21 protein-coding genes and 2 tRNA genes are annotated in these 24,462 nt (G+C 70.9%); 19 read left to right on the forward strand and 4 right to left on the reverse strand.

The genetic code is table 11. The annotated features are described in order from the left end of the window. Positions 1–115: 115 nt before the first annotated feature. Positions 116–1,237 carry a M48 family metallopeptidase gene (locus QF035_RS34370; RefSeq protein WP_373466778.1) on the reverse strand — a complete coding sequence of 374 codons (1,122 nt, stop codon included), beginning with the start codon at positions 1,235–1,237 and terminating at the stop codon, positions 116–118. Between the two features lie 101 nt (positions 1,238–1,338). Here QF035_RS34370 and QF035_RS34375 point away from each other — a divergent pair, with 101 nt between their 5' ends. The 7 genes from QF035_RS34375 (at position 1,339) to QF035_RS34405 (ending at position 6,222) form a co-directional block, all read left to right on the forward strand. Continuing rightward, positions 1,339–1,494, forward strand: coding sequence for a hypothetical protein (locus QF035_RS34375; protein WP_186000991.1), 156 nt, complete (start codon positions 1,339–1,341; stop codon positions 1,492–1,494). Positions 1,495–1,687: 193 nt separating this feature from the next. Beyond that, the gene (locus QF035_RS34380; RefSeq protein WP_198655517.1) at positions 1,688–1,852 is read left to right on the forward strand and encodes a hypothetical protein; all 165 of its coding nucleotides are present in this window, start codon (positions 1,688–1,690) and stop codon (positions 1,850–1,852) included. A gap of 47 nt (positions 1,853–1,899) precedes the next feature. Then, complete coding sequence (nadD, locus tag QF035_RS34385) at positions 1,900–2,574, forward strand: nicotinate-nucleotide adenylyltransferase (protein ID WP_307524466.1); 675 nt, start codon at positions 1,900–1,902, stop codon at positions 2,572–2,574. Between the two features lie 16 nt (positions 2,575–2,590). Continuing rightward, positions 2,591–4,396, forward strand: a complete 1,806-nt coding sequence (locus QF035_RS34390; RefSeq protein WP_307524468.1) for an LCP family protein — start codon at positions 2,591–2,593, stop codon at positions 4,394–4,396. Between the two features lie 391 nt (positions 4,397–4,787). After that, on the forward strand, positions 4,788–5,234 hold the full coding sequence (rsfS, locus tag QF035_RS34395; protein WP_269648559.1) for a ribosome silencing factor: 447 nt from the start codon (positions 4,788–4,790) through the stop codon (positions 5,232–5,234). 38 nt (positions 5,235–5,272) lie between these two features. Further along, positions 5,273–5,932 carry a histidine phosphatase family protein gene (locus QF035_RS34400; RefSeq protein ID WP_307531643.1) on the forward strand — a complete coding sequence of 220 codons (660 nt, stop codon included), beginning with the start codon at positions 5,273–5,275 and terminating at the stop codon, positions 5,930–5,932. A 217-nt stretch (positions 5,933–6,149) separates the two neighbouring features. Next, positions 6,150–6,222 (forward strand) — tRNA-Ala (locus QF035_RS34405). A 4-nt stretch (positions 6,223–6,226) separates the two neighbouring features. Here the strand turns inward: QF035_RS34405 and QF035_RS34410 are convergent. After that, a complete protein-coding gene (locus tag QF035_RS34410; RefSeq protein ID WP_307524471.1) occupies positions 6,227–7,147 on the reverse strand; it encodes a helix-turn-helix transcriptional regulator in 921 nt (306 codons plus the stop codon). Between the two features lie 94 nt (positions 7,148–7,241). Here QF035_RS34410 and QF035_RS34415 point away from each other — a divergent pair, with 94 nt between their 5' ends. The 4 genes from QF035_RS34415 (at position 7,242) to QF035_RS34430 (ending at position 9,642) form a co-directional block, all read left to right on the forward strand. Beyond that, positions 7,242–8,723 (forward strand): MFS transporter, encoded by a 1,482-nt coding sequence (locus tag QF035_RS34415; protein ID WP_307524473.1) that lies wholly within the window; start codon positions 7,242–7,244, stop codon positions 8,721–8,723. 66 nt (positions 8,724–8,789) lie between these two features. Beyond that, positions 8,790–8,963 carry a hypothetical protein gene (locus tag QF035_RS34420; protein WP_307524475.1) on the forward strand — a complete coding sequence of 58 codons (174 nt, stop codon included), beginning with the start codon at positions 8,790–8,792 and terminating at the stop codon, positions 8,961–8,963. Between the two features lie 3 nt (positions 8,964–8,966). Then, on the forward strand, positions 8,967–9,200 hold the full coding sequence (locus tag QF035_RS34425) for a hypothetical protein (protein ID WP_010986886.1): 234 nt from the start codon (positions 8,967–8,969) through the stop codon (positions 9,198–9,200). Positions 9,201–9,569: 369 nt separating this feature from the next. Further along, a tRNA-Ala gene (locus tag QF035_RS34430) sits at positions 9,570–9,642 on the forward strand. Positions 9,643–9,782: 140 nt separating this feature from the next. On the opposite strand, the gene QF035_RS34435 is transcribed toward QF035_RS34430, so the two are convergent. Both QF035_RS34435 and QF035_RS34440 read right to left on the reverse strand, forming a co-directional pair. Continuing rightward, positions 9,783–11,405, reverse strand: a complete 1,623-nt coding sequence (locus QF035_RS34435; RefSeq protein ID WP_307524477.1) for an NADH-quinone oxidoreductase subunit NuoF family protein — start codon at positions 11,403–11,405, stop codon at positions 9,783–9,785. Next, positions 11,405–12,730: a cytochrome b/b6 domain-containing protein gene (locus QF035_RS34440; RefSeq protein ID WP_307524479.1), complete on the reverse strand. Its 1,326-nt coding sequence runs from the start codon at positions 12,728–12,730 to the stop codon at positions 11,405–11,407. The genes QF035_RS34435 and QF035_RS34440 overlap by 1 nt, the downstream gene beginning before the upstream one ends. 416 nt (positions 12,731–13,146) lie before the next feature. Between QF035_RS34440 and leuS the strand changes: the two genes are divergently transcribed. The 8 genes from leuS to QF035_RS34480 all read left to right on the forward strand — a co-directional run bounded on the left by leuS (position 13,147) and on the right by QF035_RS34480 (position 24,334). After that, positions 13,147–16,023, forward strand: a complete 2,877-nt coding sequence (gene leuS, locus QF035_RS34445; protein WP_307524480.1) for a leucine--tRNA ligase — start codon at positions 13,147–13,149, stop codon at positions 16,021–16,023. A 171-nt stretch (positions 16,024–16,194) separates the two neighbouring features. After that, positions 16,195–17,070 (forward strand): hypothetical protein, encoded by an 876-nt coding sequence (locus QF035_RS34450; protein WP_307524482.1) that lies wholly within the window; start codon positions 16,195–16,197, stop codon positions 17,068–17,070. 72 nt (positions 17,071–17,142) lie between these two features. Beyond that, a complete protein-coding gene (locus QF035_RS34455; RefSeq protein WP_307524484.1) occupies positions 17,143–17,988 on the forward strand; it encodes a DegV family protein in 846 nt (281 codons plus the stop codon). Positions 17,989–18,143: 155 nt separating this feature from the next. Beyond that, the gene (locus QF035_RS34460; RefSeq protein ID WP_307524486.1) at positions 18,144–19,301 is read left to right on the forward strand and encodes a ComEA family DNA-binding protein; all 1,158 of its coding nucleotides are present in this window, start codon (positions 18,144–18,146) and stop codon (positions 19,299–19,301) included. A gap of 134 nt (positions 19,302–19,435) precedes the next feature. Beyond that, complete coding sequence (locus tag QF035_RS34465; protein ID WP_373467005.1) at positions 19,436–22,048, forward strand: ComEC/Rec2 family competence protein; 2,613 nt, start codon at positions 19,436–19,438, stop codon at positions 22,046–22,048. Between the two features lie 4 nt (positions 22,049–22,052). Beyond that, complete coding sequence (locus tag QF035_RS34470) at positions 22,053–22,880, forward strand: arylamine N-acetyltransferase family protein (RefSeq protein ID WP_307524489.1); 828 nt, start codon at positions 22,053–22,055, stop codon at positions 22,878–22,880. Between the two features lie 172 nt (positions 22,881–23,052). Then, complete coding sequence (locus tag QF035_RS34475; RefSeq protein WP_307524490.1) at positions 23,053–23,934, forward strand: YceI family protein; 882 nt, start codon at positions 23,053–23,055, stop codon at positions 23,932–23,934. A 154-nt stretch (positions 23,935–24,088) separates the two neighbouring features. After that, complete coding sequence (locus QF035_RS34480; RefSeq protein ID WP_055610569.1) at positions 24,089–24,334, forward strand: hypothetical protein; 246 nt, start codon at positions 24,089–24,091, stop codon at positions 24,332–24,334. The last annotated feature ends 128 nt before the right edge of the window (positions 24,335–24,462 follow it).

Below are 24,462 nucleotides of genomic sequence, written 5' to 3' on the forward strand. Positions count from 1 at the left end.
CGGGCCGGCTGTGGCTCCGGGTCTTCCGAGGGCCGGGATCGCGGCGCGCCCGGGCTCGGGCCGGTCCCGGCCTTCCGGGGCCGTGGAGAGCCCGGGCTCAGGGCGCTTCCCGCGCTCAGGGCCTGCCGTTGCTTCCGTTGGGGCTTTCGTCGTCCGGGCCGTCGGTGGGCGGCTGGTCCTGAGGGGAGCTGCTGCTAGAGCCCCCGCTGCCGGTGGCGAAGCCGCCGAAGCCGCGCCGGACCCGGCCGCCGAGGTCGCCCGCGCCGCCCGCGATGTCGCTGACCAGCTTCATCAGCGGGTCCTTCGAGTTCTTGACGTCGGTCGCGTAGCTCGCGGCCGACTGGCGGAAGGAGTCCGTGACCGAGGTGTCCCCGTCCTCGTCCCGGCGGGGGTAGTGGCCGTCCATGATCCGCTGGTAGTCGCGGGACTCGGCCCACTTCTTCAGCTCGGCCGCCCGGACCGTGGTGAAGGGGTGGGAGCGGGGCATGACGTTGAGGATCTTGAGCACCGAGTCGCGGAGGTCGCCCCCGGCCTCGTACTCCTCGGCCTGGGCGAGGAACGCGTCCACGTTCATCTCGTGCAGGTGGTTGCCGCCCGCGATCTTCATCAGGCCGCGCATCGAGGCCTTCAGGTCCTGGCCGACCAGGAGACCGGCGCGGTCCGCGGACAGCTCGGACTTGCGGAACCACTCGCGCAGGGCGGTCACGATCGCCATGATCGCGAGGTTGCCCAGCGGGATCCACGCCACCCGCAGGGCGAGGCTGGTCAGGAAGAGCAGGATCGTGCGGTAGACGGAGTGGCCGGACAGGGCGTGGCCCACCTCGTGGCCTATGACCGCCCGCATCTCCTCCTCGTCGAGCAGCTCCACGAGGCCGGTGGTGACGACGATGATCGGCTCGTCCAGGCCGATGCACATCGCGTTCGGCTGCGGGTCCTGGTTGACGTACATCGGCGGGACCTTCTCCAGGTCCAGGATGTAACAGGCGTCGCGCAGCATGACGTTCAGGTGCGCGAACTGGGCGTCCGAGACGCGCACGGAGTCCGACAGGAACAGCAGCCTCAGACTGCGCTCCGGGAGCAGGCCGCTGAGCGCCTTGAAAACGGTGTCGAAGCCGCTGAGCTTGCGCAGGGCGACCAGGGCCGAACGGTCCGCCGGGTGTTCGTACGCCCGGGAGGAGATCCCCTCGAAGCGCCGGCGCTGCCTGCTCGGTACGTTCTCGTGGCTTTCTTCTGGCATGTGGTCCCCCATGCGTTTGATTGCCTTCTGTGCCCCCAAGGCGGGGCCCAGCCTAGGCGGAGATACCGTGGACGGGCAGTACAGCGAAGGAGTCGTACGTCATGGAGCATCTCCCCGAGCCCTGGCTCACCGAGGCCGCGAGCGCCGCCCAACAGCAAGGGGCGGGGAATCTCCTCCGTGTCGTGCTGATCGTGATGGTCGTCGGCTGTGTGCTGACTGCCTGGTTCCTTCTGCGCGGCTACAAACGGGACGAGTGAGGCCGGGCGGAAGGTTCCCGACCACTTAGACCCACGGAAGGTTCCGGACGGTTGAGAAGGGGGGAAGGATCTCTCGGCGGACGCCGGGCGATTCTGACGGCGGAGTCGGAGTGATACCGGCGACAGCCCCCGCTTACGATGTGCGGAAGTCTTTATCCCGCATCCCGCCCACACCGGATAGGTCCTGCCGAAGATGAGCTTCCACAGCACCGCTGCCCAGTTGGTCACACTTGCCGCCGAGGGCGAGGAGCACGGCGGCAACCACGAGAGCCTCAGCCCCTATCTGACCGGCGGCGGGGCCTTCTTCATCCTGATGCTGCTCCTGTGGATCACCACCCGCTTCAACCGGGACCGCTGACGCCCGCGCGACCGGACCCGTCGTCGGGGCCGGTAGGGTCTGCACGCATGGGAGAGCAGGACATGCCTACCGGTCCGGCGGGCGGCACGGCGCGGAGCGCACGGCGCGGCCCGGGAAACGGCCCGTCGAACCCGGGAAAGCGCCGCCTCGGCGTCATGGGCGGAACGTTTGACCCGATCCACCACGGGCACCTCGTGGCGGCCAGTGAGGTCGCCGCGCAGTTCCACCTCGACGAGGTGGTGTTCGTGCCGACCGGACAGCCGTGGCAGAAGACCGACCGCAAGGTCTCCCCGGCCGAGGACCGCTATCTGATGACGGTCATCGCGACCGCCGAGAACCCGCAGTTCTCCGTGAGCCGCATCGACATCGACCGCGGCGGCCCGACCTACACCACGGACACCCTGCGCGACCTCCGGGTGCTCAACCCCGACGCGGACCTCTTCTTCATCACCGGCGCGGACGCGCTCGGCCAGATCCTCACCTGGCGCGACGCCGACGAGCTGTTCTCCCTCGCGCACTTCATCGGGGTCACCCGGCCCGGCCACATACTGACCGACACCGGTCTGCCGGAGGGCGGTGTCTCGCTCGTCGAGGTCCCCGCGCTCGCCATCTCGTCCACAGACTGCCGTGCGAGGGTCGCGAAGGGCGACCCGGTCTGGTATCTGGTGCCGGACGGTGTGGTGCGCTACATCGACAAGCGAGAGCTGTACCGCGGCGAGTGAGCCGAGAGGGGCACCGGTGAACGACCGATACGACGCTGGGTACGGGGGCGACCAGTACGAGCTCGTCGGCTACGACGAGTTCGGGCAGCCTGTGTACCGGCAGGTGCCGTCACCTTCCCAGACTCCCCACACTCCGGGGGCCCCTCAGGCCCAGCAGGAGTACGGCTCGTACGACCCCTACGGGGGGCAGGGGTACGGGCAAGGACAGCAAGGGCAGCAGGCGTACCAGGGGCAGCAAGGCCACCAGGACCAGCAGGGTCAGGGATACGGGCAGGGGTACGGGTACGACCCGTACGCGACGGGCCAGCAGGGGCAGCAGGCGTCGCCCGTGGTGTCGTATGACACGGGTCAGCAGCAACCTGTGGCGCCCTATGACACCGGTCAGCAGCAGGCCCACGCCCATGTCGCGGAGCAGACCGCCTACATCCCGCAGCAGGCGCGCCCCACGCAGTCCCCGGAGTCCCAGGAGCCGCCGGAGGACGGGCGGCAGGGCGACGGGCGCCAAGGCGACGGGCCGCAGGGCGAACGCGACTACCGGACCGAGCAGTTCGCCTTCGTGGAGGAGCAGCCCGAGGAGTCCGAAGACGTCATCGACTGGCTGAAGTTCACCGAGAACCGCACCGAGCGGCGCGAGGAGGCCAAGCGCCGGGCGCGCGGCCGTGTCGTCGCCGTGGTCGTGGTGCTCGCGCTGGTCGTGGTCGGCGGGGTCGGCTACCTCTGGTACGACGGCAGGCTGCCGGGCACGTCCTCCGAGTCGGCCTCCGGGACGACCACCGCCGGCGGCGCCCAGAACCGCGACGTGATCATCGTCCACCTGCACAACACCAAGGGCGGCGGCACGGCGACGGCGCTGCTCGTGAACAACACCACCACAAAGCAGGGCACCACCGTCCTGCTGCCCAACTCCCTTGCCCTGACGGACGACAACGGCACCACGACCACGCTCGCCAAGTCGGTCGACGACGACGGGTCCTCGGGGACGCGCGACGAGATCGACACCGTGCTCGGGACCGACGTCGAGGGCACCTGGCGCCTCGACACCCCGTACCTCAACAACCTCGTCGAACTCGTCGGCAACATCGACATCGACACCAACGTGGACGTGCCGGACCCGGACGCGAAGAAGAAGGGCGAGGCGCCCCTCGTCAAGAAGGGCGAGCAGCAGACGCTGAGCGGCAAGATGGCCGTCGCGTACGCCACGTACCGCGCCTCGGGGGAGTCGCAGAACGCCCAGCTGGAGCGGTTCGGCCAGGTCATGCAGGGAGTGCTGCGCAAGCTGTCGTCGGACCCGGAGGCCGCGACGACCACCGTGCAGTCGCTGGCGCAGATCCTCGACCCCTCGCTGAGCGACAAGGACCTGGGCGCGTTCCTGGCCAAGCTCGCCGACCGCGCCAAGGGCGGCGACTACAAGACGGCGCTGCTGCCGGTCCAGACGGACGGCAGGCTCAGCCCGCAGGCCAGTGACAGCGTGGTCAAGGACGTGCTCGGCGGTGCCGCGAAGAGCCCCGAGAAGGGCGCGGCCGTCCAGGTCGGCATCCGTAACTCGACGGGCGACAAGGACGCCACCGAACAGGCCCGGGTCGTCCTGCTGAACGGCGGCTACACCTTCGTCGACGGCGGCGAGACCGATGTCGCCCAGGCCGTGTCCCAGATCACATACGCCGACGCCGCGAAGAAGGACGACGCGGTGGAGGTCGCCAAGACGCTCGGCCTGCCGACGAGTTCTGTGAAGAAGGGCAAGACCACGTCGAACGCGGATGTGTCGGTCGTACTCGGCCAGGACTACAAGGTGGGCGGCTCGGCGGGTTCGTCGGGCGGCTGACGGGGCGTGTGTCGGGCGGTGCCTGTGGGGGTGCCGGGACCGCGTGGCGAGTCGGGCACTCGGTGCGGATACCGGTGCGGATACCGGTGCGGCACTCGGTGCGGGCGCCGGTGCAGGCATCCGGCGCGGACACCTCGTACAGGCGCCGGGCGTGCCCGGGTGCGGTCCGGAGGCCCGGGCAGCGCCCGCGGCGCGATCGGTCAATCGCGTGGGGCGCTGTCGGCGGTCCGTGAGACCCTTGGGGCAGGGCCTGCCCGGCGGAGCAGGCCGGAGGAGTGCGATGGCGTCCGGCAAGCGCGGACGCGCGTGCCAGACCCCGCGTCTCCGGCCTGATCCGCCGCACAGGCCCCAACCCCTCGGGGACTCCTGACCGTCTACGGAAAGCCTTGTAGTGACCGCCACTGACCGCTCTCTCGAGCTCATCACCACCGCCGCGCAGGCGGCCGCCGACAAGCTCGCGCACGACATCATCGCGTACGACGTCAGCGACGTGCTGTCGATCACGGACGCCTTCCTGCTGGCCTCCGCGCCCAACGACCGCCAGGTCAAGTCGATCGTCGACGAGATCGAGGAGCGGCTGAACAAGGAGCTCGGCACGAAGCCGGTGCGCCGCGAGGGCGACCGCGACGCCCGCTGGATCCTGCTCGACTACGTCGACATCGTGGTGCACGTCCAGCACAGCGAGGAGCGGGTGTTCTACGCGCTGGAGCGGCTCTGGAAGGACTGCCCCGAGCTGGACCTGCCCGCGGACGCGAAGGCCACGCGCGGCAAGGGCGCCGAGCACGCCGAGCTCCAGGACGCGGAGGACGCCGCCGAGCTGCGCGGAGAGCTTCGGTGACCGCCGGGGCGGGGCATCCGGCGCCGGACGGCAGGCCGCTGTCCGAGGCCGGGAAGAAGGCGGGCCGTGGGCGCCGCGTCATCCTGTGGCGCCACGGCCAGACGTTGTGGAACGTGGAGCGCCGCTTCCAGGGCACGACGGACGTCGAGCTCACCGAGACCGGCGTGGGCCAGGCCCGCCGCGCCGCTCGGCTGCTCGCGTCCCTGAAGCCCGACGCGATCGTCGCCTCGGACCTGAAACGGGCGGCGAACACGGCCGCCGAGCTGTCCGAGCTCACCGGCCTCGACATCACCCACGACGAGGGCCTGCGCGAGACGTACGCGGGCGTCTGGCAGGGCCTGACGCACGAGGAGATCATCGCGCGCCACGGCGACCAGTACGCGGCGTGGAAGCGCGGCGAGCCGGTGCGCCGGGGCGGCGGGGAACTGGAGTCCGAGGTCGCCGACCGCGCGGCCCCGGTGGTCCTCCGGCACGCCGACAAGCTTCCGGACGACGGCACGCTCGTGGTCGTCAGCCACGGCGGCACGATCCGCACCACCATCGGCCGTCTCCTCGGCCTGGAGTCCCAGCACTGGGAGAGCCTCGGCGGCCTCTCCAACTGCTGCTGGTCCGTCCTCGGCGAGGGCGCCCGCGGCTGGCGACTGCTGGAACACAACGCGGGGACACTGCCGGAGCCGGTACTGGGAGACGACGACTAGGCGCTCCGCCGGCAGCCTCTCGGGCTTCCGGCCGGGCCGCTCCTTCGCGAGGTGCTCGTGGCGTTCGGCGCGAGCCGTCGCCGGGCACTCCTGGGGCACGTCGCCGGGTGTTCCGTCCGGCCTCCGATGCCCCGCGGGACCGGATTTCACTTTCCGGCTGGTCGCAGGCTAAAGTTCTTCTTGTTCCGCCGCCGGGAAGCCGGGCCGGACACCGCAAGGGGCTATAGCTCAGTTGGTAGAGCGCCTGCATGGCATGCAGGAGGTCAGGAGTTCAATTCTCCTTAGCTCCACACATCAGCACCCCAGATCGATGATCCCGTTCCCATCAGGGGGCGGGATTCTTCGTGCCCTCCGCTGCCGCCGGATCTCCCTCAGCCGTGCCGCCCGCGCACTCGTCTCCTCGTCGGCCGGCCGGTAGACCACGACCCGGCACTCCGGCATCCCGTCGACCGACAACGACACCGACGTCATCCGCAACTCGCCCACCGCCACGTGCCGGAACGTCTTCACGCGCGGTCCCGGCGGCGCCACGTCCCCGTTCCGCCACAGCTGGGCGAAGTGTCCGCTGACCTCCGACAGCCTGCGTATGAAGTCCTCCCACACGGGCTCGCCGGCATGTCTCCCGTACGCGGCCCGCAGCGTCGCCACCATCACCGGCAGCTCGCTCTCCCGGAACACCAGCGGGCAGGCCTCCTCGGAGGCCGTGAACAGCGTCCACAGCGCGTTACGGACGGCTCCGCCGGCGGGGAGCGTCTCCGGCACGAAGAACACGTCCCGGTAGGCCGGGTTGGTCGCGAGGATGTCGTACCGCGCGTTGTAGACCACCGCCGGGCTCGGGTCGAGGGCGTCGACGATCTCCTGGACCGCCGGACCCAGGGCCGGCGTCGTCGACTCGAAGCCGTGGGTGTACGGGACCTCCGCCAGGTCGTAGAGATGCTCGCGCTCCGGCTGGTCGAGCCGCAGCGTGCGCGCCACGGCGTCCAGCACCTGCGGTGACGCATTGATCGGCCGTCCCTGCTCCAGCCACGTGTACCAGGTGACGCCGACCCCCGACAGCTGCGCCACCTCCTCGCGCCGCAGCCCGGGCGTGCGGCGGCGCAGACCCGGCGGCATCCCCACATCGGCCGGTGTCACCCGTGCCCGCCTGCTCCGCAGGAAGGCGGCCAGCTCCGGCCGACGCCGCTGTGTCGTGGCCATCGTCGTCACATCCCCCATCGTCGACCCCTGGCCCGGTCCCTGCCAGGTGCTGTCAGTACCAGCATCGGCGGGCTCTCCACACCCGTACCCGCCCGCCCCCAGGCTCGATGCCATGACGACGACAACCCCCGCGGCCCCGGACTCCGCACCAGGATCCGGCTCCGGACCAAGGCCTGCCACAAGTAAAACTCCCGGCACTGACAATCGCCCCGGACGACTGCTCGCGATCGTCCTCGCCGCCCAGTTCATGGCGCTCCTCGATGTCTTCATCGTCAATGTCGCGGTCCCCACCATCGGCGCCGAACTCCACGCCTCCGGCGCCGAATTGCAGCTGGTGGTCGCCGGATACGCCATCACGTACTCCGTCCTGCTGATCACCGGCGCCCGCCTGGGCGACCTGCTCGGCCACCGCCGCGTCTATCTGGCCGGCCTCGCGCTGTTCACGGCGGCCTCGCTCGCCTGCGGACTCGCCCAGGGAACCGGCGAGTTGATCGCCTTCCGGCTGATCCAGGGAGCCGGCTCGGCCGTGATGATCCCGCAGGTCCTCAGCCTCATCCAGCGGAACTTCACCGGTGAGGCCCGGGGAAGGGCCCTCGGCCTCTACGCGGCGGTCCTCGCGACCGGCGCCGCGGCCGGACAGGTGGTCGGCGGGATCCTGGTCAGCGCGGACCTGTTCGGCACGGGCTGGCGCCCGGTGTTCCTGGTGAACGTGCCCGTGGGCCTCGTACTGCTGGCGCTCGGCGCGCGCGCCCTGCCGCGTGACGACGCACGCGCCCCGGAGCGCGCGCACCGGCTCGACCTGCCGGGCCTGGTGCTCCTGGGCGCGGCCGTGTCGCTGCTCACGGTGCCGCTGGTGCTCGGGCAGGAGGAGGACTGGCCCCTGTGGTCCTGGCTGTCGCTCGCGGCCGCCGCGATCGCCTTCGCCCTGTTCTGCGCGTACGAGTCCCGGCTCGCCCGGCGCGGCGGCACCCCGCTGATCGCGCCCAGGGTGCTGCGCCACCCCGGCATGGGGCTCGCGGTCTTCCGGATCATGGCCGTGATGGCGGTCAACGGAGGCTTCCTGTTCGCGCTGACCCTGCACGTGCAGGGCGGCCTCGGCTTCAGCGCGCTGCGCGCGGGACTCACCTTCGCGCCGACCGCGGTGGTCTTCGGGCTGGTCGGGCTGACCTGGCGCGGGTGGCCCGCCTCCTGGCAACGCGCCCTGATCCCGGCCGGGTTCGCGCTCGCCGCGGTCTCCGTCGCGGGCGTGGGCCTGGCGCTGCGGGACGGCCACGGGGCCGGCTTCTGGCTGTACGTCGCCTTCGCCGGCGTCGGTACCGGGCTCGCGCTCGGCTTCAGTCCCACTCTCACGCGGGCGCTCGCCACCGTGCGCCCCGAGGACGCGGCGGACGCCAGCGGCCTGCTCGCCACGGTCACCCAGCTCGGTCAGCTGATCGGTGTCGCGATGTTCGGCACACTCTTCTTGAATCGGCTTGAGTCACTTGGGGCCCCGGGGGCGTATACCTCTTCGGACGCGCTTCTCGTCTGCATGTTCGCGCTGGCCGCGACCGCCGCGACGGGTGCCGTGTCCGGACTGGTACGAAGGCGTCGCTGACCGTATTGGCCCGGCCGTGGCAGAATCAAACGGCCGGAAGGGGCGGCCCGACGGGAGGGAGTGGCGATGCCTGCGAGCATCCTCGGGGAGGTCGGCGACCTTCCCGGATCCGAGGTGATACGGGACCGGATCACCCGCCTCGACCACCCTTCCCGCGTTTCGGCCCACGTCGCCCTGCTTCTCGGCGACAGCGGCGGAATTTCCTACGTGTGCACGGCCTGCGGCCACAGCGGGAGCTGATCGATGGGTGCACACAGGCGCAAGTGCGATTGGTGCGGCAGTGGTACGCCCATCGTGCGCGACATGGAGCCGGTCAACCACGACTACCAGTACTGGTGCGAGGAATGCGCCCGGGCGCTGATCATAAAAGGCGACCCGATCGAGACGTACCGCGAGCTGGAGGGCGAGCCGATCTACGGCCGGCTCCTCGACGAGCACTGCACGCTCAAACGGTTCTATTCCTTCGCCACTGCCTGACGCCGACCGGGGTTTCACCACAGGGTGACCCCGGTCATGGCCGGCAACCACGAAAGCGAACCCCTCAGCGCCTTCACCGCGCAGGCGACGACGGCACAGGCGCGCCTCCCGCGCGGTTCCGGGGCCGCGGCGACCCAGGACCCCGGGAAGCCCGTGAGGGACGCCGAGGCGGCCCACCAGACGTCCTCCACGCGCGTGTGGAGGACGAGCGGGTCCAGGGAACGCGATCACGGCCACGAAGGCGGACGCTATCCGGCGTGCCATCCCTCTTGTCCGGCTTGTCCGTTCGCCCCGGAAACGATTTGGTGGTGCACCGGGGGACCGGTAATGTTGGCGTCGCCGCCGGGGAAGTCCGGTGGAACACCGCAAGGGGCTATAGCTCAGTTGGTAGAGCACCTGCATGGCATGCAGGGGGTCAGGAGTTCAAATCTCCTTAGCTCCACAGCACATGAAGGCGGGTCATCCGAAAAGGATGGCCCGCCTTTTGCATGGGCTCGCTCTTGTGGCTCTTGCTTGTGTCTCTTGTTGTGCGGTTCGGCTGTCGTGCGGTTCGGCGGCCCGGTCTCCCGGGCCGCCGGTGGGTCAGCGTCCGCGGCCCAGGGCTCGGCGTCCGCCGCCACCGCCCTCGCGTACGGCGGGGAGGTTCTGGCGGGGAGCCGCTCCGCGGGTGTCCTCCTCAAGGCGCAGCGCGAGCGCCGGGCAGCGGCGTACGGCACGCAGCGCCTTCGCCTCCGCGTACCGGGGCACCCCCGCCTGCGCGACGGTCGGGAAGCCGTCGGCGCCCAGCTGGAAGACCTCCGGGAGGATGTCCGCGCACAGACCGTGTCCGCGGCACAGCGTCCAGTCGACGTAGATCTTCTGGCGGCTGGGACCCTGCTCAGGCTCCGCCTGGCCGCCCGGGATGCCGGTGGGCTGCTGGCCGCCCTCGAAGAGCGGCAGAACGCCCTCCACGGGCCGTCCGCAGCCGTTGCCGAGGACATGCGCGGCCAGGTCGTCCGTGAACGCCTTGATGGTCGACTCCAGGAACATCGCGGAGCCGTCCGGGTGCGAGCACGCGCCGCGCCGCTTCACGGCGTTGGCGACCTGCTTGAGCGCCTCCAGGGCGGCCGGGCCGCCGCCGTTGAGGATGTCCTCCATGCCGCGCGCCGCGGCGGGCAGCCCGAGGTAGCAGGGACCGCACTGTCCCGCGCTCTCCTCCGCCAGCCACTGCGCCACCCGCAGCGACTCGCCCAGCGGGCAGGTCGCCGTGCTGATCGGCAGGATCGCGCCCGCGCCGAGCGCACCGCCCACCGCGTCCAGGGAGTTGCGCGAGACGATCGCCTCGTTGACCGTCGCGGAGTCCAGCCACTTGCCGTGGTACCCGCCGGTCAGCACGCCCTGCGGGACCGGCGGGGCGCCGGCCAGCTGCAGGATGTACCGCAGCGGTACGCCCGTGGGGGCCTCGATCACCATCGGGCGGGCGACCGCTCCTGAGACCGTGAGCATGACCGTGCCGGGCTCGTCGTACAGGCCCGTGTTGCCGTAGCGCTCGGCGCCGATGCGCGCGGCGATCGCCAGCTGGGCGAACGTCTCGGCGTTCGACAGCAGGGTGGGCGCGCCGCCGACACCGTTCTGCGAGGCGCTGGTCTTGCGGCCGGGCGGGATCGCCGGACCGCCGTCGATGGAGCGGACGAGCGAGGCCGCCGCTCCGGTCACCATGCGCACCGGATTGCGCTGCACGCGCGCGCGGATGGTCGCTCCGCGGCGGTTGGTCAGCCCGCGCTCGGAGAGCGCCGCCTCCATCGACCGCTGCGTGGACTCACGGGTCACACCGACGACCAGGGTGCGTGCGCCCAGCGCCTCGGCGACCAGCAGGGCGCCGTCCAGGATCAGGTGCGGGGCACGGTTGATCATCACCGTGTCCTTGCGGCAGGCGGGTTCGTCCTCGCTTCCGTTGACGACGACCACCGGACGTACACCGCGGCGGATCGCCGCCTCGGCGACCGACCGCAGTTTCTTGTGGAACGGGAAACCCGCTCCGCCGCGGCCCTTCAGGTTGATGCGCTCGGAGAGCTGCGCGAGCTGCTCACCGCCCATCGGCTCGAGCGGCCCGTGCACCTTCAGGTGCATGGGCAGGTCGAGTCTCTCGACGAGATCGAAACCGGAGGTGAGCTGGGGAAGGCCCACCACTCGGACTTCGGGGATGTTGGGAAGGGCCTCGTTCACTAAAAGCCTCCGGAAGGCGCGTTCCAGGGTTCGCCGTTGCTGGGTGCCTCGTAGGAACCGGGCTGCGTTTCAGTGGCGGGACCGCTGTTGTACATGTCGTTCGGGTTGTACGTACCGAGGGGGTCGTTCGTCTCACCGGTGTCGTACACATCACTTGTGCCGTACGTGGGAATGGCGCCGGTGTCGTACCCGCCGTTCGCGTCGTACGTGGGGATCGTCCCGGTGTCGTACGTCGGTGTCCCGGCGGGGCGCGGCGGGGCCTCGTAGAGCGGCGGGGACGGGGTCGGCCAGCGGGGCCCGGTGTTGCCGTCGACGCGCGGCATCGCCTCCGTGGCCTGCATGTCCATCGGAACCTGCATGCGCTGGGTGGGGTCGGGCGTCATCGGGTCCTGCGCGCGGGGGGTGTTGACGGCCCGGTACGCGGCCGCGAAGCCGCCGGTGTCCGTGAGGGATCCGGTGTCCGTGAAGGACGCCGAGTCCTGGAGGGCGGAGCGCTGCGGGGACGCGTACGACCCGGACGGGGACGACGTCCGCTGCGAGGGAACCGCCATGTCCGGGAAGCCTGGACGACCGCCACCGCCGGGCAGCGAGGAGTCGGCGGCACGGCGTGTCCCGGGCTCTTCGCGGTAGGACCGGTTGCCGCCGTCGAGCAGGGACAGGACGCGCCTGGCGACCTTCCGCTTGAACGGCAGGGGCGCCGACCGCAGGAGCAGCGCGCCCATGACGGCGACCAGGGCCAGGCTGTAGAGGATCACGAAGACCGGCTTCGCCTCGCGCCCGGCGAAGAGGCCGTGGATCAGGGCCGAGCACCAGGCGGGGTAGGCCAGCATGTGCAGCGCGCGCCAGCGACCGGCGACCTGCACGGGGGACGAGAAGGCGCTGCGCAGCGCGCCGGTGAGGGCCGTGACGACCATCAGGAGGCCGGCCAGGGTGCCGAAACCGATGAGCCCCTCGGTGCCGGTGACACCGAGGCCGAAGGGGATCACGACCGCGATCGCCGAGGTGTGGTCGAGCACGAGCTTGACCGAGATGTGCAGCAGCAGGAAGCCGACCGAGGCCACCGCCGTGCTCCTGTGCACGGCCTGGGCGATCAGCCTCTGGCGCGTGTTGAGGAAGACCCGGTCGGTCGCGACGAGCCCCCACAGCACCGAGAGGGTGAGGGACACGAGCGACAGGACGCCCGCTCCGAAGTTGAGGAATTCGCGGAATCCGTCACCTCCGACCACGACGACGAGGGGTATCAGCAGCAAAGCGGCAGCCGTCACTCCGCCCCGGACCGATCGGCTCGGCTGGGTGAGCGTGCTGTTGTTGCGGCGAGAGTTCATGGGGGCAACTCCGAACAGTTCGGGAAAGCGGTCCCGCTGCCGCACTCTAGGTCGAGCCATACCGAGGGGTACGAGGTTTGAGTTATTGCGCTGTTATCAAAGGGCTGCGAGGGAGTTGTGATGTCCCTTAGAGGCCCTTACGCGAAGTAACTTTTGACTTTCGTTCAGCTTCTGTCGACCCGGCGCGGACGTGACACGCAGTGCCGCAGCGTAGCCGAAAGCGCGTCGCGGCCCGCTCGGCCGCTGCGGTACCCTGACGCCATGCGTGCCGTACGCCTTCTGCTTAGTGAGCCGCGCTGATCAATCCCGGTCGCCGGAAAACCGCGACCGGCATCGGCGCGGCGCCCCCTCCTGTGCGAGGGGTTTTTTCATTTCCTGAGCCGCTGGCAGAGACGATCGATGGAGCTTTGAGGATCATGAGCGAGACGAACAACGCTGCCGCCTCCGAGGTGGCCGCGCCGCACCGCTACACGGCCGCCATGGCCGAGCAGATCGAGGCACGCTGGCAGGACTTCTGGGACGCCGACGGCACGTACGAGGCGCCCAACCCGAAGGGCGACCTGGCCGGAGACCCTTCGCTGGTCGCCAAGCCCAAGAAGTTCATCATGGACATGTTCCCGTACCCCTCCGGTGCGGGCCTGCACGTCGGTCACCCCCTGGGCTACATCGCCACCGATGTATTCGCCCGGTATCAGCGCATGACCGGCCACAACGTCCTGCACACCCTGGGCTTCGACGCCTTCGGCCTGCCCGCCGAGCAGTACGCCGTGCAGACCGGCACGCACCCGCGGGTGTCCACCGAGGCCAACATCGAGAACATGAAGGTCCAGCTGCGCCGGCTGGGCCTGGGCCACGACAAGCGCCGGTCGTTCGCGACGATCGACCCGGACTACTACAAGTGGACCCAGTGGATCTTCCTGCAGATCTTCAACTCCTGGTACGACGACGAGGCCGACAAGGCCCGCCCGATCGCCGAACTGGTCGCACAGTTCCAGATCGGTGAGCGCGCGGTACCCGGTGGACGCTCCTGGAGCGAGCTGACCGACGTCGAGCGCGCCGACATCCTGAGCGAGTACCGCCTGGCGTATGCCTCCGACGCGCCCGTCAACTGGTGCCCCGGGCTGGGCACCGTCCTGGCCAACGAGGAGGTCACCGCCGACGGCCGCTCCGAGCGCGGCAACTTCCCCGTCTTCAAGGCCAAGCTGCGCCAGTGGAACATGCGGATCACCGCGTACGCCGACCGGCTGCTGGACGACCTGGACGCACTGGACTGGCCCGAGGCCATCAAGCTGCAGCAGCGCAACTGGATCGGGCGCTCCGAGGGCGCCCGTGTCGACTTCCCCGTGGACGGCGAGGCCATCACGGTCTTCACCACCCGCCCGGACACCCTGTTCGGCGCGAGCTACATGGTCCTGGCGCCCGAACACCCGCTGGTCGAGAAGTTCACCCCGGCCGGCTGGCCCGAGGGCACCCACGACGTCTGGACGGGCGGGCACGCCACCCCCGCCGAGGCCGTCGCCGCCTACCGCGCGCAGGCCGCCTCCAAGTCCGACGTGGAGCGGCAGGCCGAGGCCAAGGACAAGACCGGCGTCTTCATCGGCGCGTACGCGACCAACCCGGTCAACGGCGAGCAGATCCCCGTCTTCATCGCCGACTACGTCCTGATGGGCTATGGCACCGGCGCGATCATGGCCGTACCGGCGGGCGACCAGCGCGACTTCGAGTTCGCGCGCGCCTTCGAGCTGCCGATCCACTGCATCGTCGAGCCGACCGACGGGCGTGGCACCGACACGTCGACGTGGGAGAACGCCTTCGGGGCGTACGACGCGAAGATCATCAACTCCGCCAACGACGACATCTCGCTGGACGGCATGGGCGTCGCCGACGCGAAGGCGCGCATCACGGAGTGGATGGAGCGCAAGGGCATCGGCCACGGCACCGTCAACTTCCGGCTGCGCGACTGGCTGTTCAGCCGCCAGCGCTACTGGGGCGAGCCCTTCCCGATCGTCTACGACGAGGACGGCATCGCCCACCCGCTGCCCGAGTCGATGCTGCCCCTGGAACTGCCCGAGGTCGAGGACTACTCGCCGCGCACCTTCGACCCGGACGACGCGAACACGTCCCCGGAGACCCCGCTGTCCCGCAACGAGGACTGGGTCGACGTCACGCTGGACCTGGGCGACGGCCGCGGTCCGCGCAGGTACCGCCGCGAGACCAACACCATGCCCAACTGGGCCGGTTCCTGCTGGTACGAGCTGCGCTACCTGGACCCGCACAACTCCGAGAAGCTGGTCGACCCGGAGATCGAGCAGTACTGGATGGGCCCGCGCGAGGGCCAGCCGCACGGCGGCGTCGACCTGTACGTCGGCGGCGCCGAGCACGCCGTACTGCACCTGCTGTACGCCCGCTTCTGGTCCAAGGTGCTGTTCGACCTGGGGCACGTCTCCTCGGTCGAGCCGTTCCACAAGCTGTTCAACCAGGGCATGATCCAGGCCTACGTGTACCGCGACAGCCGTGGCATCGCCGTACCGGCCGCCGAGGTGGAGGAGCGCGACGGCGCGTACTACCACCAGGGCGAGAAGGTCTCCCGGCTGCTGGGCAAGATGGGCAAGTCCCTGAAGAACGCGGTCACTCCGGACGAGATCTGCGCCGAGTACGGCGCGGACACGCTGCGTCTGTACGAGATGGCGATGGGTCCCCTGGACGTGTCGCGGCCGTGGGACACGCGCGCGGTGGTGGGCCAGTTCCGGCTGCTGCAGCGGCTGTGGCGCAACGTCGTCGACGAGGCGACCGGTGAGGTCACCGTCGTCGACACCGAGCCGGACGAGCAGGCGCTGCGCGCCCTGCACAAGGCCATCGACGGCGTGCGGCAGGACCTGGAGGGCATGCGCTTCAACACCGCCATCGCCAAGGTCACCGAGCTGAACAACCACCTGACCAAGGTGGGAGGGCCGGTCTCGCGCACGGTCGCCGAGTCGCTGGTGCTGCTGGTCGCGCCGCTGGCCCCGCACATCGCCGAGGAGCTGTGGCGCAAGCTGGGCCACACCGACTCCGTCGTGCACCGGGACTTCCCGGTCGCCGACCCGGCGTACGTCGTGGACGAGACCGTGACCTGCGTCGTGCAGATCAAGGGCAAGGTCAAGGCGCGCCTGGAGGTCTCCCCGTCGATCTCGGACGAGGAGCTGGAGAAGGTGGCGCTGAGCGACGAGAAGGTGGTCGCCGCGCTGGACGGGGCGGGCATCCGCAAGGTGATCGTGCGGGCGCCGAAGCTGGTGAACATCGTTCCCGCGTAGACGGTGGCCAGAGCGGGCCGGGGGTAGGCCGGGGGTACTTCCCCTTGTCGGGGTAGTCCCCTACGGGCAGGTTGGGGGTTCCGCTGGAACCCTCGGCCTGCCTTTTCCGTTTACCGTGGAAGAGCCGGCCGGCACCGCCGGGCACTGGAAGCAGCACCCGAGAGGATCGTCATGGAAGCCGTGGTCGCAATCGTGGCGCTGATCTTCGTGCTGTTCGTGGCGCTGGGGGCGTATGCCACGGTGAAGGTGGTCGGCGCGGCCAAGCGCGGAGTGGACCGCACGGTCGCCCAGGCCCGCCGCACGGTGGAGGACTCCACGCTCAGGGCGAAGACCTTCGCCCAGCCGGGCCCCCAGGGCGAGATCGCCCAACTGCGCCTCTCCTTGCGCACATCGATGCGCGCCACCCAGGACGCGCTGCACGCGGGCGTGACGGAGGACGAGTCGCTGAAGGAGTCCCTGGCACTCTTCGAGCGGCTCAGCGCCCATGGCCACGAGCTGGACGGCGAGCTGAAGCGACTGGAGCGCGAGCCGGACAGGAACCGCCTCACCGAGCGCCTTCCCTCGCTGAGGGAGCGCACGGAGCAGATAACGAAGTCCGCGGACGCCCTGCGCTGGGCGGCCCGCGACCGCGCCCAGCGTTTCGGTGACGACGACCTGGACTCGCTGAGCACTCAGATCGACATGGAGGCGGGCGCGCTGCGGCACTGGACGACGGAGCCGGCTTCCTCGGGGACGTCATCGGATCCGTCTTCCGCAGGGCGGCCCGGCCCGTCCGCAGGGGCGCCCGGCTCCTCTGCAGGGATGCCGGGTCCGTCCGCGGGGGTGCCCGGTCCGGCGCCCACACGGACGCCGGAGCCGGCTGCGGGACAGACGCCGCCTCCGTCTTCGTGGCCCGAGGCGCCGCCCGTCCCCGCCGATCAGCAGACCTGGCCGGAGAACCCCGAGTCGCGCAGGGCCGAGGAGCCCACCCGGGCCGCGATCGACCCGCCCGTGCAGCGACAGGCCTACCCTTGGGAGAAGAAGCCCCGCCCCGAGAGCACGACTTGATCCCGCCTGCCCGACCGCAGGTGGGAGGGGGCGGACTGCCGCCCACGCTGACTGACAGGTAACCTCCAGCTCATGTCCCGCCATGTCGCGATCGTCACCGATTCAACGGCCTACCTGCCGCCACGGACGATGGAGCGCCACGGCATCACCGCGGTGCCCCTGACCGTGGTCCTCGGCGACCAGGCACTCGAAGAGGGCACCGAGATCTCGGCCCGTTCACTGGCCCAGGCGCTGCAGAAGCGACGGTCCGTCACCACCTCCCGGCCCAGCCCCGAGGTGTTCGCCGAGACCTACCGCAGGGTCGCTGAGTCCGGCGCGACCGGCATCGTCTCGCTGCACCTGTCAGCCGAGTTCTCGGGAACGTACGACGCCGCTGTCCTCGCCGCGCGCGAGGCGTCGGTGCCGGTGCGGGTGGTGGACACAGGGATGGTCGCCATGGCCCTCGGCTTCTGCGCACTGGCCGCGGCCGAGTCCGCCGAGGCGGGCGGCACGGTCGACGAGGCGGTCACCGCGGCGGAGAAACGGGCCGCGGGCACGTACGCGTACTTCTACGTGGACACCCTCGACTATCTGCGGCGGGGCGGCCGGATCGGGGCGGCGCAGGCGCTGCTCGGGTCGGCGCTGGCCGTGAAACCGCTGCTGCAACTGGACGGCGGGCGCATCGAGCTCCTGGAAAAGGTGCGGACCGCGGGCAAGGCGATCGCCCGCCTGGAGGAGATTGTGGCCGAGCGGGCTGGCAGTGCGCAGGTCGACATCGCGGTCCACCATCTCGCCGCGCCCGAGCGGGCGGCGGCGCTCGCGGAGCGGCTGCGGGTTCGGGTGCCGGGGCTGGCCGATCTGCATGTGAGCGAGGTCGGGGCGGTCATCGGGGCACACACCGGGCCCGGGCTGCTCGGGGCGGTCGTTTCTCCTCGGTGAGGTCGGATCTCCTCGGTTCGGTGAAGTCGGATCTCCTCGGTTCGATGAGGGTGGACTGGCGCGTGTGGGTGACGGAGTTATCCACAACTGGGCGGTAATCCCCGGGAACTGAGCAAGATCATCGCGGTTCGGCGGTTGTGCCCGATTCTCGTCGCATGGCACTTCGATCACCTTCACGGACAGCGACAGCAACCAGCGGGCCGGGACGGGGCCCGGTCTCCGACAGCCGCATGCGACACCGCCGTCATCGCCATCGCGGCCATCGCGGCAGGTCCCGGCGCCGAGAGGCCTCCGCGGAGGCGCTGCGCCTGCGCGCGGAGACACTCTTCGCCGAACGGACGAGAGTGCGCGGGGAGTTGAGGCACGGTCCGCCGGTGGTGTCGGGGCGGGAGGAGTGGAGCCGTGGCGGCGGTGGTGTAGTCGCCGGTGTTGAGACCGATGCACGGGCGGGGGGCCGGGGACGGGCGGGGGCCGAGTTCGAGGCTGGCTCTGAAGGCGAGACTGGGTCTGGGGTTGCGGCCGGGTCTGGGGCTGGAGCTGGGGCCGTGTGGCGGGAGCGGACCGGGCTTGCCGTCAGGGAGCGGATGCCCTTGTGGCTGCAGTCCAGGTGCGGGCTGGAGCGGAGGAGCGTGGTCGCGCTCACGGTGGTTCTCGTGGTCGCGGCGGTCTTCGCCGCGCAGCACTTCTGGTCGGGGCGCACCCAGCCGGTGCGGGCACCTGAAGTGGTGCGGGCCGCGGGTTCGTACGGGGGAGAGGGTGAGGGCGGGCAGGAGGCGGCGGCGGGATCGTCCGCTGCCGCGCGGGATCCTGTGGGCGTGGCCGGTACGGCTGGTGCGGCCAGTGTCGGTGCTGGCGCTGGTGCCGTCATCGTGGTCGATGTCAGCGGCAAGGTGCGGGAGCCGGGTATTCAGCGGTTGCCGGCCGGTTCTCGGGTGGCCGATGCCCTCCGGGCGGCCGGCGGGGTGCGTCCCGGCACGGACACCGAGGGACTCAACCGGGCGCGGCTGCTCGTGGACGGTGAGCAGGTGTTCGTCGGAGCGCCTCCGGCTGTCGCCGGGCCGGGTGTGGCGGGAGGTCCGGGTGCCGTGGGCTCCGGCGGAGCCGGCGCGGGGGCTGCCGCCGCTCCGGTCGGCCTCAACACGGCCACGCTGGAACAACTGGACACCTTGCCCGGTGTCGGTCCCGTACTCGCCCAGCACATCATCGACTACCGCACTCAGCACGGCGGCTTCCGCTCGGTCGACGAACTCCGTGAGGTGAACGGAATCGGCGACCGCCGTTTCGCCGATCTGCAGAATCTCGTACGGCCATGAGGGGCCCGGAGACGCACGGTCCGCCGGGGCCGGGGCCGGGGCCGGGGCCGGGGCCGGGGCCGGGAGCGAGGCAGGCCTCACCGGCGCCCGGCGTGCAGAACGGCTCTCTGCGATCCGACGACCGCCGCCCGGGCGTGCACGCCACGTCCGGCAATCCGCTCGGTGCAGCCCATCCCCGCCAAGAGGCGCCGACGGATCTGCGGTTGGTGCCGCCGGCACTGGCGGCGTGGGCGACGGCAGCGTTGGCGCTGGACGCGCCGCCGGGTTGGGTCACCGGTGTGGTGATCGTCTGCGTCGTCGTGGCCGGTGGGTTGTTGGCCACCAGCCGAAGCCGCGCGAGCGGTGAGCCGCGGCCGCATCATCGGCCGGAGCCGGAGCCGGAGCCGGAGCCGGAGCCGGAGCCGGAGCCGGAGCCGGAGCCGGAGCCGGAGCCGGAGCCGGAGCGAGGCGGTGTGCCGCAGGGCAGTTCGCGGCGAGGTCGATGGCGTTCGTGGCCGAAGGTCTCCGTTGCCGCCGTGTTGCTCTGTGTCGCGGCGGCGGCCGCCTCGGGTGGTCTGCACGGCGCGGATCTGCGGCGTGGCCCTGTCCCCGAGCTGGCGCGGCAGTACGCCCAGGCGACCGCAGAGGTGGAGGTCACCTCGGATCCACGGCTGACGCGTCCGCGGATCAAGGGCAATCACGCGGCTCCGACCGCCATCCTGCTCAACGCTGAGGTCAGGCAGGTCGAGAAGCTGGACGGGACGGTGGTGGAAACCCGAACGCCGGTGCTGCTGATCGTGGACGCGGGTGCGCGGGTGGCCCGTGAGCGACAGGGATCGCCCTGGCTCTCCCTCCTGCCCTCCACGAGGCTGCGTGTGACGGCACGGGTCGTGCCCCCGCTCGGAGGCGGTGACCGGATCGCGGCGGTGCTGCGTGTCCGCGGCAGCGGCCCGCCCCGAGTGGTCGGGCAGCCGTCCGACACACAGCGGTTCGCCGGAGAGCTGCGAGGCGGGCTGCGGGCGGCGACCGACGGGCTGGAGTCGGACGCCCGGGCGCTGTTGCCGGGCTTGGTGGTGGGGGACACCTCACGGATCACGCCGGAGCTGGACGAGGCGTTCAAGGCGACGGATCTCACCCACATCCTTGCGGTGAGCGGCGCCAACTTCACGATCCTGCTGGCCCTGCTCATCGGGCCACCCGGTCGCGCCCAGCAGGCGGAGCGCCGAGGACTGGCACCGCGCCTCGGCATCCCCCTGCGGGCGACCGCCCTGGCCGGCGGAGCGCTCACGCTCGGATTCGTCATCGTGTGCCGGCCGGACCCGAGCGTGCTGCGGGCCGCGGCCTGCGGATCGATCGCGCTGCTGGCCATCGCGACCGGCCGCCGCCGATCACTGATCCCGGCGCTGGCCACGGCGGTTCTGCTGCTGGCGCTGTACGACCCCTGGCTGGCGCGGAGTTATGGGTTCCTGCTCTCCGTGCTCGCCACCGGCGCCCTGCTCACGCTGGCCCCGAGATGGAGTTCCGCGCTGCGGAGGCGCGGGGTGCCGCCCCGGCTGGCCGAGGCGTTGGCGGCCGCGGGGGCCGCGCAGGCGGTGTGTGCGCCGGTGGTCGCCGTTCTCTCGGCCCGGGTGAGCCTGGTGGCGGTGCCGTGCAATCTGCTGGTGGAGTTCGCGGTCGCGCCGGCCACCGTGCTGGGCTTCGCGACCCTGGCCACGGCTCCCTGGGCGATGCCCGTCGCCAAGGCACTGGCGTGGTGCGCGAGTTGGCCCGCGGGATGGATCGCGGACATCGCCCGCGCGGGGGCCGCGCTGCCGGGCGGAGGAGTGGACTGGCCGGGCAGTTGGACAGGCGCCCTGCTGCTGGCCCTGGTGATCGCCGTTGTGGTGCTGGTCGGCCGCAGACTCCTGAGACACCCCTGGCTCAGCGCGGCCTGCGGAGTGCTGCTCCTGCTGGTGATGGTGCAGCCGCCTCCTCTCACCCGGGTGATCACGGGGTGGCCGCCGCCCGGCTGGCGGTTCGCGATGTGTGACGTGGGACAGGGCGACGCGATGGTGCTCGCGGCGGGCGACGGTACCGGTGTCGTGGTCGACGCGGGACCGGACCCGATGCTGGCCGACCGGTGCCTGCGAGCGCTCGGCATCACACGGATCCCGCTCGTCGTGCTGACCCACTTCCACGCGGACCATGTCGCCGGGCTGCCGGGCGTGCTGCGCGGGCGATCGGTGGGCGCGATCGAGACGACGGGCTTCGAAGAGCCGCTGGACCAGGCGGAGTCCGTCCACCGGCAGGCGGCGGCCCGGCGGATCCCGGTGACGCGGGCGGTGGCGGGGGAGCGGCGTCGCACGGGTGCGCTCGACTGGCAGGTCCTGTGGCCGCCACCGGAGCGGGCCCCGCGACCCGAGGGCCCGAACGACGCGAGCGTCACCCTGCTCGTACGGTCGGCGGGCCTGACGCTGCTGATGCTCGGAGACCTCGAACCACCAGCGCAACAGGCACTGCTGAGATCACCGGCGGGCGCCGGCCTGGGAAACGTGGACGTGCTCAAGGTCGCCCACCACGGGTCGGCCTATCAGGATCCGGACCTCATACGCCGGGTGTCGCCGCGCCTGGCCCTGATCTCCTGCGGTGCCGACAATCCGTACGGGCACCCGGCGCCGAGCACGGTGGCGGCGCTGCGGGCCGGGGGTGCGGGGGTGCTGCGTACGGACGAGGACGGGGCGGTCGCCGTGGCAGGAGGCGGTGAGCGCCTGCTGGTGGCGGGAGACTGAGTACATGAAACCCGCACAGGCTGATGCCTACCTCCGCCGTATCGGCGCCGCCCACCCCGCCTGGCCCACCGCCGACGTACTGCGTGAGCTCCAGTTGCGACACCTGATGACGGTGCCGTTCGAGAACCTGTCGATCCATCTCGGCGAGGAGATCGTGCTGGAGGAGGAGTGGCTGCTGGACAAACTGGTGGGTTCCCGGAGGGGCGGTTTCTGTTACGAACTGAACGGGGCGTTCGGGATGTTGCTCGGGGCACTGGGCTTCGATGTGACCTTGCTCGCGGCGCGCGTGTACGGGGAGGAGGGGCGACTGGGGGTTCCGTTCGACCATCTCGCGCTGCGGGTGCGGACGGTGGACGGCGGCGACTGGCTCGTCGACGTCGGTTTCGGGGCGAACAGCCACTATCCGCTGGCGTACGGGGAGCGGGGCGAGCAGACGGATCCGGGCGGCACGTTCCGGGTGATCGTGGCCGGGGCGGATCCGGCGGGGGTGCGAGGGAACGACAGGCGGTTCGGGGACCTGGACGTCGTGCGGGACGGCAGGTCGCAGTACCGGCTGGAGACCCGGCCGCGGGTGCTCGGGGACTGCCTGGCCGGGGCCTGGTGGCACAGCACCTCGCCGGCCTCGCACTTCACGCAGTCGCTCGTCTGCTCGCGGCTCACCGAGGACGGTGGGCGCATCACGCTCAGCGGACGCACGCTCACGGTCACGGACCCCGACGGAGGGAAGGAGGGGTCGGATCTGGCCACGGACGAGGAGGTGTTGAAGGCGTATCGGGAACGGTTCGGGATCGAGCTGGAACGCGTCCCGGTTGTCAGGAAAGGCCAATCCTGAGGGAGAAACATTGACGGAGCTGCCAATTCGGGCTACTGGTGCGTAGTCCCAGCACATGTGCTGGATTCCTGCGATGTAGTCGTCTGTTGCCTCGAAAGTCGCATCAGTGGTCGAATACCTCCTCTGCAACGGTGATTTCACAACGTTCGTGTCGCGCGAGGGTGGGTCGCAGATGGTCGGCAGCTGGCTGGGGAACCGTTCGAACCGAACGCAACGGGCGGATCGTGTCGCCGCGGTGCCGATGCCCGACGGGGCAGGAGTACTCAGCTGCCGGGTGCTGGATCCGGTCAACCAGCCGGTGCCGCATGCCGAGTTCGTGGTCACGGACACGTCGGGGCGAAAAGTGGTCGGCGGGGGGCTGGATCCGTTCGGGTCCTTCACGGTGACGATGCCGGCGGGCGAGTACCGGCTCGCGGTGTCGGCCGAGGGGTACGCGCCGTTCAGGGCGAACGCCACGGTGGAGGAGAACGCGCTGGCCTCGCTCGGCGAAGTGATGCTGCACGTCGCCCGGCCGCCCGCACTGCCCCGGCCGGGGGACTGGGAGATCGAGCCGACGCACTCCACGATCGGGTTCACCGCCAGGCACATCGGGCTGGCCAAGGTGCGGGGCAGGTTCAACACGTTCGCGGGGGTGATACGGCTGGCCGAGCGTGCGGAGCACTCGGCCATGCATGTGGTGATCGACGCGTCGTCCATCGACACGAACGTGAAGATGCGGGACGACCATCTGAGGTCCGCGGACTTTCTCGATGTCGACCGGTTTCCGACGCTGGAGTTCTACAGCGACCGGTTCGCGCACCGGGGTGGCAACCGGTGGGCGGTCACCGGGGCGCTGTCGCTGCACGGGGTGACGCGGACGGTCACGCTCGACACGGAGTATCTCGGCGTCGGCAACGGCATGGAGGGCGAGGTGCGGGCGGCCTGCCGGGCCAGCACCGAACTGCGCCGCGACGACTTCACGGTGAGCTGGCAGACGATGCTCGCCCGGGGGATCGCCGTGGTCGGCCCGAGCATCACGGTCGATCTGGACGTACAGATCGTGCCCAAGGGCTGACGGGACTGCCAGGGCTGACAGGGCTGACGGGGCTGACGGGGCTCATGGGACTGCCTGGTCTGTGGATCTGCCTCGACCGGCAGGTCTGACCTGGTGTTTTGGGGATCGCCCGCCCTCGGCGCGGAGCGTTGTCCGTGTACCGGAAAATGGCCGGGTGAGCGATGTGAGACATGTACTGGTCCTGCCCGACCGCGATGCCGCGCATGAGGCGGCGGAGGCGCTCGGGGAGCGGTTCGCACTCGACGAGGAGCCGCAGCTCGTACGGGACGCCCTGGCCGGCGAGGACGACGCCGAGGACGCGCAGTGGCTGCTGGTCCTGCGGGACTCGGACGGGCGGCTCGATGCGGGGGAGCTGGACGCGTTCGCGGGGGAGTGGGACGGGTGGCGCGAGGAGCCGTAGGCCGCGGTTGCGGGTGAGGACCAGCTCGGCCGCTGCACGACCGTGGGCTTGGCCCTTGGCAGGCGGGCCTCCGTGCGGTCGCCGGGCCTCGGCGCGGCCGACGGCTCGCCCTCCAGGTGCCTGACTCC

This window comes from Streptomyces umbrinus (genome assembly GCF_030817415.1).
Taxonomy (GTDB): Bacteria; Actinomycetota; Actinomycetes; order Streptomycetales; family Streptomycetaceae; genus Streptomyces; species Streptomyces umbrinus_A.

What these genes read in the sequence shown, in the direction of transcription:
- nadD (WP_307524466.1), top strand. Translation starts at nt 1,900, where the DNA reads ATGGGAGAGCAGGACATGCCTACCGGTCCGGCGGGCGGCACGGCGCGG.
- QF035_RS34410 (WP_307524471.1), bottom strand. Translation starts at nt 7,147, where the DNA reads ATGGGGGATGTGACGACGATGGCCACGACACAGCGGCGTCGGCCGGAG.
- leuS (WP_307524480.1), top strand. Translation starts at nt 13,147, where the DNA reads ATGAGCGAGACGAACAACGCTGCCGCCTCCGAGGTGGCCGCGCCGCAC.
- QF035_RS34375 (WP_186000991.1), top strand. Translation starts at nt 1,339, where the DNA reads ATGGAGCATCTCCCCGAGCCCTGGCTCACCGAGGCCGCGAGCGCCGCC.
- QF035_RS34440 (WP_307524479.1), bottom strand. Translation starts at nt 12,730, where the DNA reads ATGAACTCTCGCCGCAACAACAGCACGCTCACCCAGCCGAGCCGATCG.
- QF035_RS34420 (WP_307524475.1), top strand. Translation starts at nt 8,790, where the DNA reads ATGCCTGCGAGCATCCTCGGGGAGGTCGGCGACCTTCCCGGATCCGAG.
- QF035_RS34475 (WP_307524490.1), top strand. Translation starts at nt 23,053, where the DNA reads ATGGTCGGCAGCTGGCTGGGGAACCGTTCGAACCGAACGCAACGGGCG.
- QF035_RS34450 (WP_307524482.1), top strand. Translation starts at nt 16,195, where the DNA reads ATGGAAGCCGTGGTCGCAATCGTGGCGCTGATCTTCGTGCTGTTCGTG.
- QF035_RS34370 (WP_373466778.1), bottom strand. Translation starts at nt 1,237, where the DNA reads ATGCCAGAAGAAAGCCACGAGAACGTACCGAGCAGGCAGCGCCGGCGC.
- QF035_RS34380 (WP_198655517.1), top strand. Translation starts at nt 1,688, where the DNA reads ATGAGCTTCCACAGCACCGCTGCCCAGTTGGTCACACTTGCCGCCGAG.
- QF035_RS34425 (WP_010986886.1), top strand. Translation starts at nt 8,967, where the DNA reads ATGGGTGCACACAGGCGCAAGTGCGATTGGTGCGGCAGTGGTACGCCC.
- QF035_RS34460 (WP_307524486.1), top strand. Translation starts at nt 18,144, where the DNA reads ATGGCACTTCGATCACCTTCACGGACAGCGACAGCAACCAGCGGGCCG.
- QF035_RS34455 (WP_307524484.1), top strand. Translation starts at nt 17,143, where the DNA reads ATGTCCCGCCATGTCGCGATCGTCACCGATTCAACGGCCTACCTGCCG.
- QF035_RS34415 (WP_307524473.1), top strand. Translation starts at nt 7,242, where the DNA reads ATGACGACGACAACCCCCGCGGCCCCGGACTCCGCACCAGGATCCGGC.
- QF035_RS34470 (WP_307524489.1), top strand. Translation starts at nt 22,053, where the DNA reads ATGAAACCCGCACAGGCTGATGCCTACCTCCGCCGTATCGGCGCCGCC.